Source organism: Streptomyces sp. NBC_01116 (assembly GCF_041435495.1).
Taxonomy (GTDB): Bacteria; Actinomycetota; Actinomycetes; order Streptomycetales; family Streptomycetaceae; genus Streptomyces.
The window spans coordinates 8,556,300-8,574,326 of record NZ_CP108644.1 but is presented as its reverse complement, the minus strand read 5'-3'; the positions used below and the strand labels follow the sequence as shown (position 1 = coordinate 8,574,326).

General features: G+C 70.4%; 17 protein-coding genes. 7 read left to right on the top strand and 10 right to left on the bottom strand.

The window, feature by feature from the left end; translation table 11 throughout:
* Positions 1–57: 57 nt before the first annotated feature.
* From OG245_RS37175 to OG245_RS37165, 3 genes are all read right to left on the bottom strand, one after another.
* A complete protein-coding gene (locus OG245_RS37175) occupies positions 58–504 on the bottom strand; it encodes an ATP-binding protein (protein WP_371627744.1) in 447 nt (148 codons plus the stop codon).
* Positions 505–1,115: 611 nt separating this feature from the next.
* The gene (locus OG245_RS37170; protein ID WP_371627743.1) at positions 1,116–1,997 is read right to left on the bottom strand and encodes an NAD(P)-dependent oxidoreductase; all 882 of its coding nucleotides are present in this window, start codon (positions 1,995–1,997) and stop codon (positions 1,116–1,118) included.
* Positions 1,998–2,213: 216 nt separating this feature from the next.
* The gene (locus OG245_RS37165) at positions 2,214–2,447 is read right to left on the bottom strand and encodes a hypothetical protein (protein WP_371627742.1); all 234 of its coding nucleotides are present in this window, start codon (positions 2,445–2,447) and stop codon (positions 2,214–2,216) included.
* 464 nt (positions 2,448–2,911) lie between these two features.
* Here OG245_RS37165 and OG245_RS37160 point away from each other — a divergent pair, with 464 nt between their 5' ends.
* Positions 2,912–3,205 carry a hypothetical protein gene (locus tag OG245_RS37160; RefSeq protein ID WP_371627741.1) on the top strand — a complete coding sequence of 98 codons (294 nt, stop codon included), beginning with the start codon at positions 2,912–2,914 and terminating at the stop codon, positions 3,203–3,205.
* A gap of 98 nt (positions 3,206–3,303) precedes the next feature.
* Here OG245_RS37160 and OG245_RS37155 read toward each other — a convergent pair whose 3' ends face one another.
* Positions 3,304–3,675: a hypothetical protein gene (locus OG245_RS37155; RefSeq protein ID WP_371627740.1), complete on the bottom strand. Its 372-nt coding sequence runs from the start codon at positions 3,673–3,675 to the stop codon at positions 3,304–3,306.
* Positions 3,672–4,727, bottom strand: coding sequence for a hypothetical protein (locus OG245_RS37150; protein WP_371627739.1), 1,056 nt, complete (start codon positions 4,725–4,727; stop codon positions 3,672–3,674). Before OG245_RS37150 ends, OG245_RS37155 begins: the two co-directional genes overlap by 4 nt.
* A gap of 981 nt (positions 4,728–5,708) precedes the next feature.
* Here OG245_RS37150 and OG245_RS37145 point away from each other — a divergent pair.
* The 5 genes from OG245_RS37145 (at position 5,709) to OG245_RS37125 (ending at position 9,767) form a co-directional block, all read left to right on the top strand.
* On the top strand, positions 5,709–5,873 hold the full coding sequence (locus tag OG245_RS37145; RefSeq protein WP_371627738.1) for a hypothetical protein: 165 nt from the start codon (positions 5,709–5,711) through the stop codon (positions 5,871–5,873).
* Positions 5,874–6,868: 995 nt separating this feature from the next.
* Positions 6,869–7,141: a terpene synthase family protein gene (locus OG245_RS37140; RefSeq protein WP_371627737.1), complete on the top strand. Its 273-nt coding sequence runs from the start codon at positions 6,869–6,871 to the stop codon at positions 7,139–7,141.
* Between the two features lie 46 nt (positions 7,142–7,187).
* Entirely contained in the window at positions 7,188–7,538 is a 351-nt protein-coding gene (locus OG245_RS37135; RefSeq protein WP_371627736.1) for a hypothetical protein, read from the top strand.
* 281 nt (positions 7,539–7,819) lie between these two features.
* The gene (locus tag OG245_RS37130) at positions 7,820–9,166 is read left to right on the top strand and encodes a cytochrome P450 (protein ID WP_371627735.1); all 1,347 of its coding nucleotides are present in this window, start codon (positions 7,820–7,822) and stop codon (positions 9,164–9,166) included.
* Positions 9,167–9,446: 280 nt separating this feature from the next.
* Positions 9,447–9,767, top strand: coding sequence for an STAS domain-containing protein (locus OG245_RS37125; RefSeq protein ID WP_371627734.1), 321 nt, complete (start codon positions 9,447–9,449; stop codon positions 9,765–9,767).
* Positions 9,768–10,071: 304 nt separating this feature from the next.
* Here OG245_RS37125 and OG245_RS37120 read toward each other — a convergent pair whose 3' ends face one another.
* The gene (locus OG245_RS37120; protein ID WP_371627733.1) at positions 10,072–11,406 is read right to left on the bottom strand and encodes an aspartate aminotransferase family protein; all 1,335 of its coding nucleotides are present in this window, start codon (positions 11,404–11,406) and stop codon (positions 10,072–10,074) included.
* Between the two features lie 75 nt (positions 11,407–11,481).
* Between OG245_RS37120 and OG245_RS37115 the strand changes: the two genes are divergently transcribed.
* A complete protein-coding gene (locus OG245_RS37115; protein WP_371627732.1) occupies positions 11,482–12,231 on the top strand; it encodes an SDR family oxidoreductase in 750 nt (249 codons plus the stop codon).
* A gap of 173 nt (positions 12,232–12,404) precedes the next feature.
* On the opposite strand, the gene OG245_RS37110 is transcribed toward OG245_RS37115, so the two are convergent.
* The 4 genes from OG245_RS37110 to OG245_RS37095 form a co-directional block, all read right to left on the bottom strand.
* A complete protein-coding gene (locus tag OG245_RS37110; protein ID WP_371627731.1) occupies positions 12,405–12,935 on the bottom strand; it encodes a DUF6309 family protein in 531 nt (176 codons plus the stop codon).
* A complete protein-coding gene (locus tag OG245_RS37105; protein WP_371628095.1) occupies positions 12,932–13,711 on the bottom strand; it encodes a phytanoyl-CoA dioxygenase family protein in 780 nt (259 codons plus the stop codon). The genes OG245_RS37110 and OG245_RS37105 overlap by 4 nt, the downstream gene beginning before the upstream one ends.
* A gap of 382 nt (positions 13,712–14,093) precedes the next feature.
* Positions 14,094–15,008 carry an XRE family transcriptional regulator gene (locus OG245_RS37100; protein ID WP_371627730.1) on the bottom strand — a complete coding sequence of 305 codons (915 nt, stop codon included), beginning with the start codon at positions 15,006–15,008 and terminating at the stop codon, positions 14,094–14,096.
* A 1,356-nt stretch (positions 15,009–16,364) separates the two neighbouring features.
* Entirely contained in the window at positions 16,365–17,879 is a 1,515-nt protein-coding gene (locus OG245_RS37095; RefSeq protein WP_371627729.1) for an FMN-binding glutamate synthase family protein, read from the bottom strand.
* Positions 17,880–18,027 lie beyond the last annotated feature (148 nt).

Here is an 18,027-nt window from a genome sequence, read left to right as displayed (position 1 = left end):
CGTCCGGGGTCTACCGCTGGTGTCCCTGGCGTTGTGCGGGGACGGTGGTGCTGCTGGTCAGGTGGTGTCGTCGGGGCTGAGGACGTGGCCCGGCTCCGGGTATCCAGGCGGAACGAAGCAGGCGGTCACCGTCTTGCCGTCTCGTTGCGGATGGTGTTCCCAGCTGTCGGAGAGCGCCTCGATGATCATGAGGCCCCGGCCGCCGGTCGCGTCGAGGCCCCGGTCGGCCGGGGCCGGCGGTTCCGGGCTCGCGTCGTGGACACTGACGTGCAGGCAGGTACTGTCCCAGGTCAGGACGAGCTGGGCATCGCTATGAGCGTGCTTGTGCGCGTTCGTAATGAGCTCGGTCACTGTCAGAAGCACCGAGTCCACCAGATCGGGTGCGTTCTGCGCCCATTCCAGCGAGTCGAGATGTCCCCGCGCCCAGCGGCGTCCGGCCCGCGCCCCCTGGGACATGGGGAAGGACTGCGCCCAGCCCACCGCCCTCATTTCAGAATCGGCCACGTCGGTGCCTCTCATTCTTTCGTCACGGGAGCCAGGGTCGTTCGTCGTCTTCCGCCACGTCTCCTGCCCGCCCGCGGGGAAATGACGTCCGACCGGCTCCGGACCGCGTTCAGGTGCGGTGCCCCGGCCCCGGTCACGGCGGGTCCGCCAGAGGGCTCGACCATGTCCTCGACGAGGTCGAGCATGCCGGCGTGGCTGTTGGCGAAGAGGTGGGGGCGTTCGTCCGGGAGTGTCGTGGTGCGGAAGCGGTGGGCGGGCGCGGCAGGTTCGGCGGGGCGGGCTGCCTCGGCGGCGCGGGGGCCGGGTGGTGGGGCGGGGAGGTGGCTGCGGTGGTGGAGCCGCGGAGGCCGGCGGGTACCACGGCCCGCCCTCCGGGGCCACCGGCAGGGAACCGGAAGTCGGTGAGCGACTACCGCCGGGCGACCGGCGCACGGGCCTCGCAGCGCATCTGCCCGAAGGTCCTGGCGGATCTGCCGCCGCAGCCTCACCCGGGCTGCGGCCCTCCAGCCATCCGGATCCGACCGGAACGGATGCCGCTCGTTCCGGGTCGACGGCATCAGCGGGCGGCAGCGCAGCTCGGGGGCGTCGCTTGTGGGGCGGCACGTGGCGGGTCAGTGCACCAGCAGGTCGATCACGCCCGTCAGGTCCTCCTCGCCGACGCCCTTGGCCAGGCGGCGGCGCATCAGCTCGAAGTAGGGACTGAGCAGTTCCGGGCTGACTCCCTGCTGTGCGGCGGTGTCCAGGAAGGTCGGTGTGCCGGCCACCTGCATGGCGAGGTTGGAGACGACGCCCTTGGTGTAGTCACCGCTTCGCAGCTGGTCGGCGGTCTGGTGGACTGACGGGGCCATCGCGACGAGCCAGTCGGCGAGGAGCGGGGCGAGCGCCGCGGGGTCGATGTCCTCCTTGCGGATCAGGGCGAAGGCGTGCGCGGCCCCGGCGAACATCCCGTACATGGCGCTGAGCAGGGCCACGTCGTGCAGGGCCGCGAATCCCGGGTTCTCGCCGACGTAGGTGGTGCCGACCGGGATGCCCAGGGTCTGCTGGTGTCGTTCGAACAGCTCCGGCGAGCCGCTGTAGAAGACGTAGCCGCCGGCTTCCGGGACTCCGACCATGGGAGGGACGGCCATGATACCGCCGTCCAGGTAGCGCGCACCGCGGCCGCGGGCCCACTCGGCGCGGGCACGGGCCTGGGCAGGGGTGCTGGTGGTCAGGTTGACCAGGTCCTTGCCGGCCAGGTCGGTGCCCGCCAGCACCTCGGCGACCGAGGTGTCGTCCAACAGACAGACCACGACCAGGGTGTTCGCCGCGACGGCCTCAGCGGCGGCGTCCGCGGCCTCTGCGCCCTCGGCGGCGAGCGCCGTGGCTCGGGCCGGGGTGCGGTTCCAGACGGTGAGCGGGTGACCGGCGGCAAGCCATGCACGAGCCAGCGCGGTACCCATCGCGCCGAGACCCAGCAGCGTGACGGGAGTCTTTTCAACAGTGTTCTGTGCCATGCCGATCAGCGTGGTCACAAACCCGGGGATGATCAAGTACGCACTTGGCAGTGGGTGGTTACCCCGAGGTGAGCAAGCACGTCGGAAGGGTGGGGGCAGACACTGCGCCGCTCGGAGCGACCTGAGGGGACCAGCTCCGTATCCGTCCCGAAGAGCCGCGTGCGGGTCACACCGGCCGGGGCGATGATGCAGCACCTTCACGGCAATGCAGCCACATCAGGCGTCTTCTCCGGGATCCAGGAAGACCGGGGTGCCACACCTCTGATCGCCTCTTCTCCGTGTCAGCCGGTCCCAGTCCCGGCCCATCGCTGAGGCGAGGGACAGGTACCCGCGCTCCTGGAGCCCGCGGTCGGCGGCATCCAGGCCGACTGTCGTGAAGCAGTCGCGGACGACCCCGCCGGCCTGGAGCAGGCTGATGTGCCAGCCGCCGCCGAAGGCGGGGCAAGCCACCGCGTACCAGGGTGCCGGAGTCTCCCCGGACCGCCTCGAGCACCTCCGGTCCCCAGGCCGCGGCAGGATCGGACTGGGCAGGGTACGAGCGCGGGTGCGGGTGCGGCAGGGAGGGTGGGTCGGGTACGGCGGGCGCCGCCACGGCGGGTAAGCGGCTCATGATCCGGAACCTAGCAGTGCTTCAGCAGGCTGGTCGGAGGGCTTCCGGACAACCTGCCCGGGGACCGGTCCCCGGGCAGCGGCCGCGCTGAGTGGTGGGTGAGGCCACCGAGCGGCCGGATCTCCACTCGATAGATGCTGATGCTCTCCGGCCGGTTCCGGGTTCCCGGCAGGCTGGGGCCCGGGCGGGGTTCGGGACGGAGTCCGGCTGCCGGGCTGCGTGGTGCGTGGTGCGGAATTCCGGAACACGGCCACGGCACGGCACGGGTCTACCGCCTGTGTTCCTGTCGTTGTGCAGGGAGGGTGTGCTGCTGGTGGGCGGTGTGTTCCTGGTCTATGGCGCGCTGCAAGTGCCAGAGGGTGACTGCGGGGAGGAAGCCGCCGAGCCGGGCAGCGGCCCGGAGGTCTTCCACGGCACCGGCCAGGAAAGCCCCGGCGGTGTTCCCGGGGTCTCCGGGCCGGTCGGGGACGCCGGCGGCGGTTTCGAGGAGGTCGGCGAGTTCGGTGATGCCGGGGTCATCGGGTACGTGTCCGCCCCAGCGCGCTGCTGCTTCGGCGAGCTGGGTGACACGGCGGCCGTGTCCGGCTGCCAGGCGTGAGGAGAGCTCCCGGTTGATCACACCGGCATCATCTCCCAGGCCATGGGCGCCATGCCACAAAAGCCTGTGCAGGAGCGGCTGTTGGGCCCGGGTGGTAGTTACCGTCCGCGTCCTTGACTGGGCGCGGGGGCGGTGTTCCGGCGGTGTGCGGGTGCGGCGGGGTCTGCGAGGGCGGGCCGCTTGGGCACGGCGGTGTCCAGGACGGTGGTGGTGGAGCGGGAGCGGGCTGCCGTGGTGGGGACACGCGGGCCGGCGGGCAGGGGCTGGTCAAGCGGTGTGGTGAGGGCTTGGTGAGCGGCCAGGAGAAGGCGGGCGGCGATGCCGGAGGGCGGGCCGGTGCGCCAAGGGGCGGTGTCGGGTGCGATGCGGGCGAGGCGCGCGTCGAAGGGCACGTTCTGCTGGGCCATGCGGTGCATGCGGTGCATGCGGTGCATGCGGTGGGCGAGGACGGGCCACTGACGGGAGCTCACCAGGAACGCCTCCTCCTGCGCGGAGAGGGTCTCGTTGACCTGGTCACCAGGGTGCGGTGAGCGGCGGAGGTGACGCCGAGCTGGTCCAGGGCGCGGGCCCGGTTACCGAAGTCGAGGTCCCGGGGGATGTTCAGGCCCTCAGCCAGCGGGCCCAGAGGTTCTTCGCGTCGGTGCTCACCGCGGGAGCGGCCCAGGGGTCGGGCCTCTGCGCTGTGCCGGGAGTGGGCGGCGCGACGGCCGGAGCAGGGGCGGCGGGCGCGGCGGGCTGCGGTGTGGTGGCGGCCGACGCGGCAGGGGCCGGCGCGGGCGCGGCGGCCGGAGCAGGAGCGGAGCGAAAGCGGGTGGAGTCGGCGCGGTAGCCGGAGCGGGCGCGGCGGCACGGGTGGAGCAGTGGCGGGACCCTGAGCGGGAGCGGTGGCCGGGGCGGGTGTGGTGGCCGGTGTCGGGGTGACGGCGGCGGCGATGGCCTGGTCGACGTTGAGGCCGGCTGTGTGGGCGTGGTTGAGGATGCGGGCGACGTCGACGCCCTGGTCGTGGAGGCGGCCCATGGTGGCGGCGATGTCGGGCCAGGCCGGGGAGGCGAGGATCGCGTCGCGGACCAGGCCCTCGGGGATGGTCGTGCGCAGGAGGTCGGCCCAGCGGTCGGTGCCCTCGGCCTGGATGCGGGCGGTGTTGCGGGCGACGGCCTGCTCGACGCCGGAGGCCATGGTGCCGAGGTTCGGGAGGAACGTCGTGAGGTCGACGCCGGCGTGGCTGAGGGAGATGAGCTGGCGGGCCATCACCGGCCAGTCCTCACTGCCGGTGAGGTGGTCGAGGAGAGACTCGGGCAGGTGCTTGCCGAGCTCGTCGGCGGACCACCAGGACTCCGCGATCTGCCCGAGGTCCTCGGACAGGTCCTGCTCCTGATTGTGGTGGTGTTTCTGGGAGGCGCAGCGGACCGCGTCCGCGATCGCGAGGATCAGCCGGACCGACATCCCGGCGGCCTGCGCCGCCTCGGACAGGGCCTCGGAGAACGGCTCACCCTGGAGCTGGGCGGGCGCGGGGGTCGTCACGGGGAAGGCTCCTTCGTCGTCGGTCAGCGCACCCGGCCCCGGGCCCTGGCCGGGTCCAGGGCCGGGGGCCGGGTGCGCTCCGGTCTGGGGCCGGGGCTGTACACCGGTAACGGGCGGGGGCGGGGCGGGGCCACGCCCGGTGGTGGGTGTCACCCGTACGGTGCGCGGCGCCGTCCGGGGCACCGGGCGGGGTGTCGTGGCGCGGGCGGGGGGCGCCGGTCAGGTCGGCGGCCTCGCGGAGGAGGACGGCCGCCCGGGCGGCAACTGGTCTGGTTGCTGTTCTCGTCCAACAGACTGAGCTGTAACCCTGGTTTGGGCGCTGTTCTCGTCCAGCGGCCGGTCGTCCGCCGGCTGTGCTCGAACGAAGCACTCGGGCGGAGCGCCGGCAGCGCAGGTGCAGGAGACAGCCGCCCCACGATGCTGGGCTGATGCAGTGTCACGGGCAGGTACCGGAACGGTCGGATCAAGGACGCTCCGTCGGGCCGGGGCGATGACGTGGTCCTGGTTCCGGGCAGGGCAGGGCAGGGGACGTGAGGGTGGCCGGAAGCAGGCGTGCGGCCAGGATGGGTTCGGCGGTCTTGGGGGGTTCGGCGGGAATCGCCTTCCTGGTGGGGATCGTGACGAACTACGTCACCGCGGAACTGCCGGAGTGGGCGGAGAACACGTCCTGGTGTGGTCGGTGTTCGGGGCGCTGGCTGTGGTGTCGCTCGGGCTGTTCTTCTGGGAGCGGCGCCTGGCCGCCGGGCCGCGGGACGACGGTGTGCGGCCTGTGCCGCTGGGGCGGCGCACGGCAGGGGGCACTCGATGAACCCGCCTGAGGTCTCAGCGCGGGTGCGGGGGCGTGCGCCGGAGCTGGAGCGGATCGGCACCCTGGTTCGGGGGCCTGGCGGGGCATGGCGGTGGTGTGCGGGGCCGGAGGGCTGGGCAAGACCACGCTCGCCGCGGAGGCCTCCGGCCCGGGCCCGGGCCGAGGGGCGGGTGGTGGTGTGGATCTGGTGGCGCGACGATACCGCCCAACTCGGGCAGGACCTTGCCCAAGCCGCTCACATCCTCGGCCTGTCCGAAGCCCGGCTGGAGGCGGCCCGGACGGGAAGGGTGTCGCTCGTCGACGCGGTCTGGGAACACCTGGCCACCGCCAAGGGGTGACTGATCGTCATCGACCACGTCGACACCCCCTCCCTCGTCGGGCCCGGGACACGGCCGCCGGCCGCCTACCGGGGGCGGCTACGCCCACACGGAGGCGGAGTCCTGCTCGTCACCAGCCGCGACACCCGGGACACCGCCGTCGGGGCCATCGCGACGGACGAGATCCCGGACGCGGCGGACGCGGTCGCCGGGCTCTGCCCCCCGTCGGACCTGACCTGGGCTGGATACGCCTCCGTCGTGCCAGTTCACGTCGATCCGCCCGGGCGTCAGCGTGGAGAGGCTGACGTTGGGCACCCAGGGCGCGCCCGTGTCCGGGCCGTCCGCGAACCGCGTGAGACCTGGATCAGGACCACCAGCAAGCACCCGGGGCGGGAAGATCATCGGCTTCGGGAACATGACGCAGCAGAACAGCACCCGCCAGCTCTCCACGGTCGCGGACTGGGCCGGGGCAGGGTGCTTTTCCTAGCAGGCCTTCGTCTGGCCCGCCCCCCTGGTTCGCCTGCACAGGACCGTTCAACACGTTCACGCCCTTTTGGTTACCGAGACCTTCCCTTCCTGGGGTGGTACTGGCTCTCTTGAAAGGAAAGGAACCGGTGGGCCGCAGCCCCGCCACTGTCAGGACAAGGACCAGGGAGTGATCATGGATCTCGCAGGCCCTCAGCTCCGCCTCGATCTGCCGTCCAGGCTCCACCCCCACGAAGACCGCGCCCAGCAGCACACCCAGGCGTCGGTACAGGAAATGGGCATGATCGCCAACAGCCCGAAAGCGCGAGAGGTCAACGACTCGTTCCTGCTCGGAAGGCCGGCCGCCCGGGTCTATCCCCACGCCTCCGTCGGCCGTTTATACGTCCTGGCGGACTGGATGAGCGCCTACTTCATCCTGAACGACGTCCTGGACGACACGGTGGGGCCCGCGACCCGGAGGTGGCCACCGAGATCGCCGACCAGTTCATCGCCCCCTTCCTCGCACCGCCCCGCGAACCGGGCCCCACCGGGTGGGCGACGTCCTCGCGGTGTCGAGGATCCGGGAAGGACTGGCCGACCTGTGGGCCCACACCCGGCCGGGCATGACCGCCGCGTGGGCCAGCCGCCTCGTCCACGACACGACCGACTACCTCTACTCGCACGTCCGCCAATCGGAGATCAACTTCTCCGAAACCCCCTTCGCAGAGGACGCGTACTGCGCCCACCGGCTCCTGACCAGTGCCATCTACGTCGCCGCCGGCCTCATCGAGGTCGCCCCGCCAAGCCGGTGCCCGGCCACCTGATCCGCAACCCGGACGCCGCGACCATGCGCGAAGCCGCCCCCACGTCGTGGCCTGGGTCAACGACCCGTACTCCGCGCCCAAGGAGATCCGCCTCAACGACCTCTCCAACATTGTCGTGGCCCTGACCAGCAAACTCGACGTCTCCTTGCAGGAAGCCGCCGATCTCGTCGCCCAGCGGGTCGACGTCCAGGTCGGACGGGCTCCTCGCCGCCGGGAGCCGCGCCGAGGCCGTCCTCTACCTCCACCTGCAGCCCGACGACCGCCAGCCCTCACCGAAATGGTCGAAGGACTCAGGACCTGGATGGCCGGCAACGCCCTCCGGGCAGAGGAAACCGCCCGCTACACCGACCGCGCGACCCGGCGACCGGCCCCGTGCAGCACCTCGCCACTCATCTGACGCCCCGACAGCAACTGCGGCACAGGCCCCGCACAGAATGCCCGCCGGCCATGCCCGGCGCCGCCGAGGATGCCCCATGACGGACAGCGGGTCACCGGGCAGTGCCGTTCCACGCCCGCACGCGCCAAGCCCCAAGCACCCAGGGCGCACCGGGTTGAACCGGCGGGGTCGCGGGATCCGCCTCCCCGGAACCGGCACCGGGCTCCACCCGCAGCAACCGGCCCCGCGCACCCCGCGTCCCCGCTTCATCCACCGCACCGCCGACCCGAGAGTGGACAGCTATGACAACGGACGTTCCGATCAGCCAGGCACCGGGAGCGCTGCCTCTCCTCGGCCACCTCCTGCCACTGGCACGCGACCCTCTGAAATTCCTCACCTCACTGCCCGCCCACGGAGACCTGGTCCACATCCGAGTCGGCCCCATGAAGGCCCTTATGGTGTGCGACCCGGGACTGACCCGCCACGTCCTGGTCAACGACCGCACCTTCGACAAAGGCGGCCCGGCATTCGACCAGGGCAGGGAAGTCCTGGGCAACGGCCTGCCCCTCTGCCCCCATACCGACCACCGCCGCCAGCGACGGCTGGTCCAGCCCGCCTTCCACCCTGCCCGCATGCCCGCGTACGCCCGCCTGATGACCGAACAGACCGACAGCATCACCGGCTCGTGGACCGACGGCCAGACCATCGACGCCTATGCCGAGATGCAGAACATCGTCGCCCAGGGCCTGGTGGCAACCATGTTCGCCGACACCCTCAACCCCACCGCCATCACCGAGGTACTGGAGGACCTCGGCGCCATCACGGACGGCATCTTCCGGCGCATGATCACACCACCGCGCCTGAACACGCTCCCCACCCCCGGCAACCGCCGCTACTACCAGGCCCAATCCCGCCTGCGCCAGACCATGGCCCGCGCCACCGCAGACCGCCGCTCCGCCGACACCGGCCACGACGACCTGCTGTCCGTACTCCTCGGCAGCCCCGATTCCCCCGAGGACGGCCATGACCAGAACCTTTCCGACGCCGAGGTCATCGACCAGCTGATGGCCTTCTTCTTCGCCGGCATCGAGACCGCGGCCGCCACCCTGGCATGGGCACTGCACGCACTGGCCCAGCATCCCCACATCGAAGAACAGCTCCACGCCGAGGCCGACAGCGTTCTCGCCGGCGCCGCAGCCACACTCGACGACGTGCCCAGGCTGGAATACACACGCCGCGTCCTCATGGAATCCCTGCGACGCCATCCGCCGGCCTGGCTCGTCAGCCGCACCACCACCACCGACACACACCTCGGCACGCACCCCGTCCGCGCCGGCACGGCCGTCTTCTTCAGCCCCTATCTCATCCACCACCGAACCGACCAGTACGACAACCCCGAGCAATTCGACCCCGACCGGTGGAGCAGCTCCCGCCACCTCAACCCACCGGACGGCTCCTTCATCCCGTTCGGCGGAGGCGCCCGCAAGTGCGTCGGCGACCAGTTCGGCATCACCGAAACCGTCATCATCCTGGCCACGATCGCCGCACGGTGGCGCCTGGAACCCCTGCCTGGCCGCCCCGTCCGCCCCGCCCTGGCCCTCACACTCAGCCCGCAACGGCTGCACATGCGCCTCAGGCCCCGCACATAGCACCGCCCGGTTCCCGAACCCTGCACCTGTCGCTGTCGCCGCTGCCTCTCCTGAGAGAGCAGTCAGTCGCGCTCGCGGTCGGCAGCTGGACACGGCTGGGGCACGTGGCGCGGTGCGCACGCCGTTGATGCTGAGAGTCCGTGCCGGCGGTGGGAGTCCGCGCTCGGGCGGCTGGCATCGCCGGTGCGGAACGACCTGTCGTCCGGTGTCCCGGGCGCGGGTGCGGGTGCGGGTGCGGGCCGACGGAACTCCCCTCGGAACGCTTGGGGATAATCACGCGATGACGACACCTCAGCCCGACCGCTCCTACTCCGACCCACTGCCGGTCATCGCGCCCGAGGGCGAATTCGACATCGACGCCCTGCCTCCCCTGGAGGCACAGATCGATGCGGCCATCACCGGCTACGGCGGACTGATCCTGGACGCCAGCCGCATCACGTTCGCGGACTCGATGTTCCTGAGACTGATCCTCACCGCCCACGACCGCGCCGACCTGCGCATCGCCGCCCCCTCCCCCACAGTCCAGCGCCTCTTCACCGTCGTGGGAGCCGACCAGGTCCTACGCATCCATTCCACCCTCGACGCCGCCCGCCACGCCTGACACCAAACACCCGGCCAGGCCATGATCGAACCGTCGGACCGGCGACCACTCCACGCCGGTCCGACCACCACAGTCCGCTCTCACCGCCCACGCCGACCGGGTTCGGGCGGCCACCGTGCGCAGATCAACCTCCAGCTCATCGGCCATCCACGGTGCGTGGCCGCCGACGTCCCCCAGCGGTTCGAGGCGCTCCCGGCGGGAGCAAGGGGTCGACCCTCGGCACCGCACCTCCGGTCCGCCCACCACCGGCCGGCACGGAGTACCTCTATCTTGCTGCCCCTGGGCGGGCGAGGGTCTTGCGTCGTCATCTCAGGACTGCGAATGCCTCTTCCACGGCCCGGCAGGTGGCTGACAGGTCGTCCTCGGAGACGACTGCGGGAACGAACCAGCAGGCCATGGCGTAGGCGTTGGAGTGCACGCCACGCTTGAGGAGTTCGTGCCGGAAGGCGTCGTAGCGGCCCGTGTCCGCGGCGAGCAGGTCGCGGTAGCGCCGGGTGGGTGCGCCGTCCGAGGAGAAGACCACCTGGAACATCGCGCCGACGCCCTGGACGGCGCAGGGCACCCGGTTGTCGTGCGCGGCCCGGCGGATGGTTTCCATCAGGCGCTGTCCGGCTTCGTCGATGCGTTTGGTGACGGCGGGGTCGTTCAGTTGCCGGAGGGTGACGAGTGCGGCCGTCGCGCACAGTGGGGAGGCGTTGTAGGTCCCGCCGTGCTTGACCTCGCCGCGGGCCAGCGGTTCCATCACGGCACGGCGGCCGGCGAAGGCGGCGATCGGAAGCCCGCCGCCGAGCGCCTTGGAGAAGACCGCGATGTCCGGCAGGACGCCGAACAGGTTCTGGGCTCCGCCTGGGCCTGTGCGGAATCCGGTGCATACCTCGTCGAAGATCAGGACCAGGTCGCGTGCTGTGCATTCCTCGCGGAGGAGGTCCAGGTAGCCCGGGTCGGGCATCGTGCAGGCGTTGTTGGCGACGATCGGCTCGCAGATCACGGCGGCCAGGTCCGGGTGGGCGTCCAGGACGTCCCGCAGTGCCGTGGGGTCGTTCCACGGGCAGACCACCACGTCGTCGATGACGCCTGCTGGGATGCCGGGTGAGTGTGGGACAGGATGCGGTGTCGCGTAAGGTCCGGCCTGGGCTGCGGAGGGCCGGTTCGAGATGGCCAGGGTGTCGCTCCAGCCGTGGTAGTGGCCCTCGAACTTGAGGATCGTGGAACGCCCGGTGAATCCGCGCGCCGCCCTCACCGCTCCCTGCACTGCCTCGCTGCCCGAGTTCGCGTACCGCACGAGATCGGCGCACGGCACCATCCGGCAGATGAGTTCGGCCAGTTCCACCTCGGGGACGTTGCATGTGCCGAACATCGTCCCCGATTGCAGGACCTGGGTGAGCGCTTCGGTCAGCAGCGGCGAGGCGTGTCCGAGCACGGCGCTGCCGTACGAGATGAGGTAGTCGATGTACTCGTTCCCGTCGACGTCCGTGATCCGGGCCCCTGAACCGTCCGCCATGTAGAGGGGATACGGGTGCGGTCCGGTGGAGGTGAGCCGGGAGGATGAGCTGATCCCGCCGGCCAGCGAGTGCTGTGCTCGTTCAAACCAGGACCGGCTGCCGCTGGTGCCGCCCAGTGCCGGGATGAAGCCATTCATTGCTGCTCCTGTTTGGTCGGGGAAGCGCAGGGACACGCTCGGAGAGCTGGCCCACGTGGAGAGGAAGTGCACATCATGGCTGTACGGACTGCTGTGGTCACCGGGGCGGGCAGCGGGGTAGGAAGAGCCTGCGCGCTGGGCCTGCTCGCCGACGGCTGGACGGTCGTTCTGACCGGGCGGCGCGCGGCTGCGCTGGCGGAGACGGCCAGACTCGCACCTGCCGCGGACCGCGAGCGGGCAGTGGCGATGCGGGCGGACATCACCGAACCCGGTGATGTCGACGCGTTGTTCGCCGGGGTGGCCGACCGGTTCGGCCGACTGGATCTGCTGTTCAACAACGCCGCCGACACCATGCCGTACACGCCCACGGAGGAAGTGAGTGCCGCGGACTGGCACAGAGTGATGGATTCCATCGCCACCGGCACCTTCCTCTGTTCGCAGGCCGCTTTCCGCATGATGAAACTCCAGTCACCGCGGGGCGGCCGGATCATCAACAATGGGGCACCGTCCGCCCAGGCACCCCGCCCCGACTCCATCGCCTTCACCGCGGCCAAGCACGCTGTGGCCGGGCTGACCCGGTCGCTCTCCCTGGACGGCCGCCGCTACGACATCTCCTGCGGCCAGATCGACATCGGCAATGTCACACCCCAGGACCGGCCGCAGCCCGAGGTACGCCAGGCGGACGGCTCCTTCCAGGTCGAGCCGACGATGGACATGCGCCATGTCGTCGAGACCGTCCGCGCCATGGCCGCGCTACCGGCGGGAGTCAACATGCAGTCCGTCCTCCTCATGCCCAGCTCCATGCCCTTGATCGGACGCGGCTAGGGCGTGTTTCGAAAGTAGCGCCGTCCGCCCGGAGGGCGGGCTCGGCGGCGTCTGGTGCGTGCGATCGCAAGGCGGAGGGTCGCCCCGATACTGGATGTATCGGGGTGATCCCGACAACGCGGCGAGCGTGCGTGCCAGGCGTCGCCGAGCAGGAGGGACTTTCGAAACACGCCCTAGGCCGACTCATCGGGCAGTCCCGCGACGTAGGCCTCGACCCAGCGGCCCGGGGCCAGCAGGCCGCTGCGGTGCCATGCCAGCATCCGGTGCAGGCCGTCGAGATGGACCAGGCCTTCCCGGACGGTCAGCGCGGCGTAGTCCCGGGTGGGCATCGCCCGGGTGCTCAGGTACAGCGGCCGGGCCAGGTGGGTCTGGCGCGTCAGCTTGAACGCGCAGAGCGGATTGGTCTGCGCGTACGTGGCGTCGAGCGCGGCGAGACGGATCGCCGCGGCGGCCACTGTGAGGCCGGCCGGCGGGATCAGTTCGACGTCGCCGTCCTCGCCCAGGTGCCAGGGCAGTACGACGTCGAGTACCTCGGGCCCCTCCAGCAGAACCCGGTGCCAGCGTCCGCCAAGGACGTGCTGCGCGTCATGGATGTGCGCGGCGGCCTCGTCGTTCGAGTTGGCCTCGTCGCAGGGGTCGTAGGGGTGTTCCCGGGTGAAGCGGCTCATGAGCGCGTCGTAGCTGACGGCTTCCAGGGTCTTCACGCCGACGGCCTGCGGGTGCGGGGGACGTACGGACTGAAGTGCCGTTCGGAGAAGAGTTCGGGCCACTGTGCCCGGGCCGGTTCCAGCGTCCGTCCCACGGCCAGCACGGACCGCCAGTACGGCTTGACGGGCGGCCACGGAGCCCCGGTTGTGCAGTACGAGGCGTCGACCATGTACCGGGGGGCTGCGTCTGCCGGGCCTCGGGCGGCTCGGCGGGTGTGGAAGAGCGCCGAGTGCAGGAGCACGGTGGTGCCGCGGGGCAGGTTGTCGATGGTCTCCTCCCCGGGCTGCCAGGCGGTGCCCAGACCGCTCATCTCGTCTTTCTCGGCGATCTGGTGGTGGGATCCCGGCAGCACGGCCAGCGACCCCATGCCGGGTCTGAGGCCGCCGAGGTAGTGCAGTGCGTGGATCATCGGCAGGGCTCGGTCCCGCTGGGGGTGCTGTTCGTAGTCGTGGTGCCAGCTCTTGCCGGCTCCGCCGGGCGGCCGCCGGTCGCTATGCAGGTGATGGAAGACGAAAGAGGGCCCCAGCAGGTTCTCGTCCCGCAGGAGTTCCAGGAGCGGAGCGTGGACGGCGAGCTCCGCGTGAGCCGCCATCTGTAGTTCGAGTTTCGGCGGAGAGTCGTCCTCCGTTAAGGAGCAGGCATCGATGGATAACTGTCTGAGGCCGGTGTCCACCCAGCGGTCCACCTCGGGTACGAGACGATCGACCAAGGAGGCGGGGAGGAATCCGGGCAAGATGAGGAATCCGAGTTCAGGGAAGTTCTTTACCCGCATGTCGAGGTCCGTGCAACCGCTCATTCGAGATACCCCCGTCTGTCAGCAGAGAAGCCGTCAGGAATCCACCGTTCGTACGCGGAACGTTTCTGTCCCTCCCACCTGGGTTGCACGCGTTGACGCCACACATTGGCCAAATGACCGGTGGGTGGCCGGAACACATGTTCCCGGCGGCAGCGCTATCCCTGCCCGAGGGGGCGCGCAGAGTCACATAGAGCATGCCTCAAGCAGACCGGCCCCGCCGTCTGGGGTGCCCGATCAGCGAGGGACTGTTCCAGGCCTTCGGCCTCCAGCGCGCTCCCGCACCTCCCTGCCTGCGATGGCGGTGGGGTTGTCCTCGTACGTGTCGGGCAGCGCGCGGGCACGCCGGACGAAATGTGCTTCAGGAAGCACATTCTTGCCCTTCCGGCGCACGGCCCGTGCCCTGGTCGACCTGAAGTTGGACGTACATGTCAAAGGGTTCGCCGTTCGGGGTGTCCTGTGCCCATACCTTCAGGGTGGTGATGCGGGTCCATGAACTGCCGGACGCCTCTGGCACGACGAGCGCGTCGCCGATCGCTACCGTGGTCTGCGGGCAGGAGACCGACGGTGTGGTGACGAAGAGCGTGGGGCCATCGCTGGTGGATGCCCCAGGCACGCGGATACGAACGTTGCCGTCTGGCGACGCCCAGGACTTCTTGTTCACAGTCAGCACTGTTTCGTAGCTGCCGGACTCAAACCGCGGCGTACCGGCTGTCGGGCCTCCGGTGGGTGTCTGGTTCCGGTCGTCGATGAGGGTTACGGCTCCCCAGGCCGCTGCGGCGACGCCCAGTGCGGTGACCGTACCCACCACCCACACCAGAGTCGGTTTTCTGCGTGGAGCGTGTACCGGCGCCTCGTCTTCGCGCGCTCCTTGATCCGGATCAGCCGCCTCTCCGCCTCCGCCCGGAGCGATGGAGGAGTGGCTCGTCCCTGACCCGGCGACGGCACTCTCGGTCTCCGGGCCGGGGGCGGGACTGTCAGGGGTCGGTGCGGTGTCGCTCTGCGTGGCGGTTGGGGTGCGGGCGGCGTCGGCCTGCTTCCAGCGGCGCAGGCATTCCTCGACCGCGGCCGGGCCGCCCAGGACCCGGGCGATCGGCTCCACCGTCGTCCAGCGCGGTAGGCGTTTGCCGTTGAGGGTCTCGGAGATCGTGCTGACGACCACACTCGCGGTCGGATCGGCCAACCGGATCCGGCGCACGATCTCGGTGTAGCTGGGCTTCTTCGCTTCCCGGTGCAGGTGACGCAGCCAAGCGGCGAACTTCTCGACCGGGTCCACACCGCCACCTCCTGCTCTCGTCGCTGTTCGTCGCTGTTCGGCGTCGTTCGCCGTCCTTCGGACCACCCCACCGAACACTTCAGGGCTGCCTCAATGAGTGGCGTCAGCCCGTTCCCTACCGGAAGCCACCCTCGTGATGATGCTCATTGTGCCGCTCGCCGGCCTCGTGCTGGGCGTTCTTGGTCCGCTCCTGGCAACCGCCGTCGCGGTTCTCGCCCACGATCCCGACCGGCGCGCCGATGCCCGCGAAGTCCTCTGTCTCCTGTTGACGCGCCCCAAGCTCAGGCGAAGCCGCGACGAGTTCCCCCCGCCGTCACCGGCCCCATGGACCCGTGACCACCCGGGACTACCCCAGCGGCATGCAAAGTGACGAGGACCCCGAGGAGCGGCGTGCAGCCCTTGTGGCCGGCACGAGGAAACGGCCTGCACCGAATCCTCGGCCTCCCCGCCTGCTGGGGCAGATCCCCCGTACGGGGGATCTGCCCCAGCAGGCGGGGACCGACATCGCACGGAACACGAGGACTCGGACCGGCGACCATTCCTCGCCGGTTCGACCACCACGGTGCGCCCTCACGCCCCGACTCCCCAGCCCCTGGGGGAAGGCCGAGCAGCATGGCATGGAAGAGCGGGGCGTCGTCCAGGCGGGGGCGCAGGTCCCCGAGGGTGGTCCAGCCCCGGCCCCGGTACAGGGCGTGGACTTTGGGGTGGTCCTGGTCGACGAGGAGCGTTGCATCCAGTTCGGGCCGGGTGGTGAGCAGGGTGTCGTGGAGCTGGCGAGCAAAGCTGGTCATCCGCCAAGGAGTGCGGACCATGCCCGGGGCCAGTGGGCGACGCCGCCCGGCTTGAGCTCCGCCTCGACCAGAGCCGCATCCCTCTTGTAGGTGTCCCAGGACCGGGGGCTGACCCCATGCATGCAGCGCCGCGCGCTCCCGGCGGCCCCGGAGGTCACCGTCATCGGCCTCCGGCAGCGGAGGGACCCGTTCGTCCTGCTGCGGCTTGCCGAGGACATCGTCGGGCCCGCCACGGCCGCGGACGGGGGCAGAGCTGTCCGCAGGCTCCTTCGCGCTGGGCGAGGTCGGATGCGCGCTGCGGGACTGGGCGCGGGACTCCCCCGTCACGGCGGCGCCGGGCATCGCCCGCGGCATCATCCGGTTCACGGTGAACGTGATCCCGGACCCCGAGCACCCGGACACCGCCGACACACTGGAGGCGATGTGCGATGAGCACCTGGTGCTCGCCCAAGCGGTGCGCACCGAGTCCATCCGGTGCGCACCGCGATGCGCACCACCGTCCACTCGGTGCGCTCCACTCGATGGGCGTGCTGCGCGAGGCATGACGGTTGGCCGAGTAGCTGGCTCAGGTGGTAAGCAGTTCGGCGATCTCATGGGCGAGCTCCGGGCCGAGCGAGCCCCAGCCATCCTTGTAGCCGTACACACTCCCCAGGCTGCGGGCGTCGTAGTCGCCGTTCAGGATGTCTATGTCGGTGGGGGTGATGAGCGACGGGTGGGGGACACCGACGGCGCCCGAGACCTTCAGCAACTCCCTGCGCAGGGTGCGCAGGTACATCGCGGCCCGGATGCCTTTCGAGGGCGCGTCGATGCCGCGCGCCAGCCACGGGTTCTGGGTGGCGATGCCGGTGGGGCACTTGTCGGTATGGCACTTCTGGGCCTGGATGCAGCCGATGGACAGCATCGCCTCACGGCCCACGTTGATCATGTCGACGCCGAGGGCGAACGCGACGACGGCTTTCTCGGGCAGGCCGAGCTTGCCGGAGCCGATGAAGGTGATGTCGTCGGTCAGGCCCCGCTCGGCGAACACGCCGTAGACGCGGGAGAAGCCCATGCGGAACGGCAGGGACACCGAGTCGGCGAAGATCAGAGGAGCCGCCCCGGTGCCGCCCTCGCCACCGTCGACGGTCACGAAGTCGACCCCTCGCTCGCCCCGCTCCATCAGGGTGGCGAGTTCCTCCCAGAAGTCCATCTCCCCGATGGCGCTCTTGATCCCGACCGGCAACCCGGTCTCCGTGGCCAGCAGTTCCACGAAGTCGAGCATCGAGTCCACGTCGTGGAACGCGGTGTGCCGCGACGGCGAAGCGCAGTCCTTGCCTGCGGGAATGGCGCGGATCCCGGCAATCTCGTCGGTCACCTTTGCGCCCGGAAGCATGCCGCCGAGCCCCGGCTTCGCGCCTTGCGAGAGCTTGATCTCGATCGCCTTGACGGGCGCGCCCGCGACCATGGACTTGAGCTTGTCGAGGTTGAACGTCCCGTCCTCGTTGCGGCAGCCGAAGTACGACGTACCGATCTGGAGGACGAGGTCCCCGCCGTTGAGGTGGTAGGGCGACAGGCCGCCCTCGCCGGTGTTCTGCATCGTCCCGGCCAGCGCCGCGCCCTTGTTGAGCGCCGTGACGGCCGCGCCGGACAGCGAGCCGAAGCTCATCGCCGAGATGTTGATGACGCTCGCCGGGCGGAACGCCTTCGCGCGGCCGCGCGGTCCGCCGAGCACCTTGGCCGAGGGCAACGCCGCCTGCGGATCGATCAGGTCGGGCAGCGCACCGGCGAACGTACGCTGCTTCACGTATGCATGCCCCTGCACGTGCTCGATGTCGTTGTCGGTGCCGAACCCGAAGTAGTTGTTCTCCCCCTTCGCCGACGCGTAGATCCAGCTGCGCTGGTCACGGCTGAAGGGACGCTCCTCGTCGTTGGACGTCACGATGTACTGCCGTAGCTCGGGGCCGATCGTCTCCAGCACATACCTGGCGTGTCCCACCAGGGGGAAGTTCCTCAGCAGCGCGTGCTTCTTCTGCACGAGGTCGCGGGCGGCCACCAGCGCCAACCCCGTGGCGGCTGCCGCACCTACGCTCCGAGCACGCATGACGAAAGTTCCTCTCCTCGACCGGTCGAACCTCACGGTGGCCATCTACCCCGCCCCGCCGGAATGCCACGGGATACCGCAGACCCGAGGACACGGCCCCTGCGGGAGGGCCGCGGCGCAGCCCGTACGGGGGTCGGGCCGCGCCGCG

What these genes read in the sequence shown, in the direction of transcription:
- OG245_RS37120 (WP_371627733.1), bottom strand. Translation starts at nt 11,406, where the DNA reads ATGAATGGCTTCATCCCGGCACTGGGCGGCACCAGCGGCAGCCGGTCC.
- OG245_RS37115 (WP_371627732.1), top strand. Translation starts at nt 11,482, where the DNA reads ATGGCTGTACGGACTGCTGTGGTCACCGGGGCGGGCAGCGGGGTAGGA.
- OG245_RS37130 (WP_371627735.1), top strand. Translation starts at nt 7,820, where the DNA reads ATGACAACGGACGTTCCGATCAGCCAGGCACCGGGAGCGCTGCCTCTC.
- OG245_RS37125 (WP_371627734.1), top strand. Translation starts at nt 9,447, where the DNA reads ATGACGACACCTCAGCCCGACCGCTCCTACTCCGACCCACTGCCGGTC.
- OG245_RS37105 (WP_371628095.1), bottom strand. Translation starts at nt 13,711, where the DNA reads ATGCGGGTAAAGAACTTCCCTGAACTCGGATTCCTCATCTTGCCCGGA.
- OG245_RS37170 (WP_371627743.1), bottom strand. Translation starts at nt 1,997, where the DNA reads ATGGCACAGAACACTGTTGAAAAGACTCCCGTCACGCTGCTGGGTCTC.
- OG245_RS37095 (WP_371627729.1), bottom strand. Translation starts at nt 17,879, where the DNA reads ATGCGTGCTCGGAGCGTAGGTGCGGCAGCCGCCACGGGGTTGGCGCTG.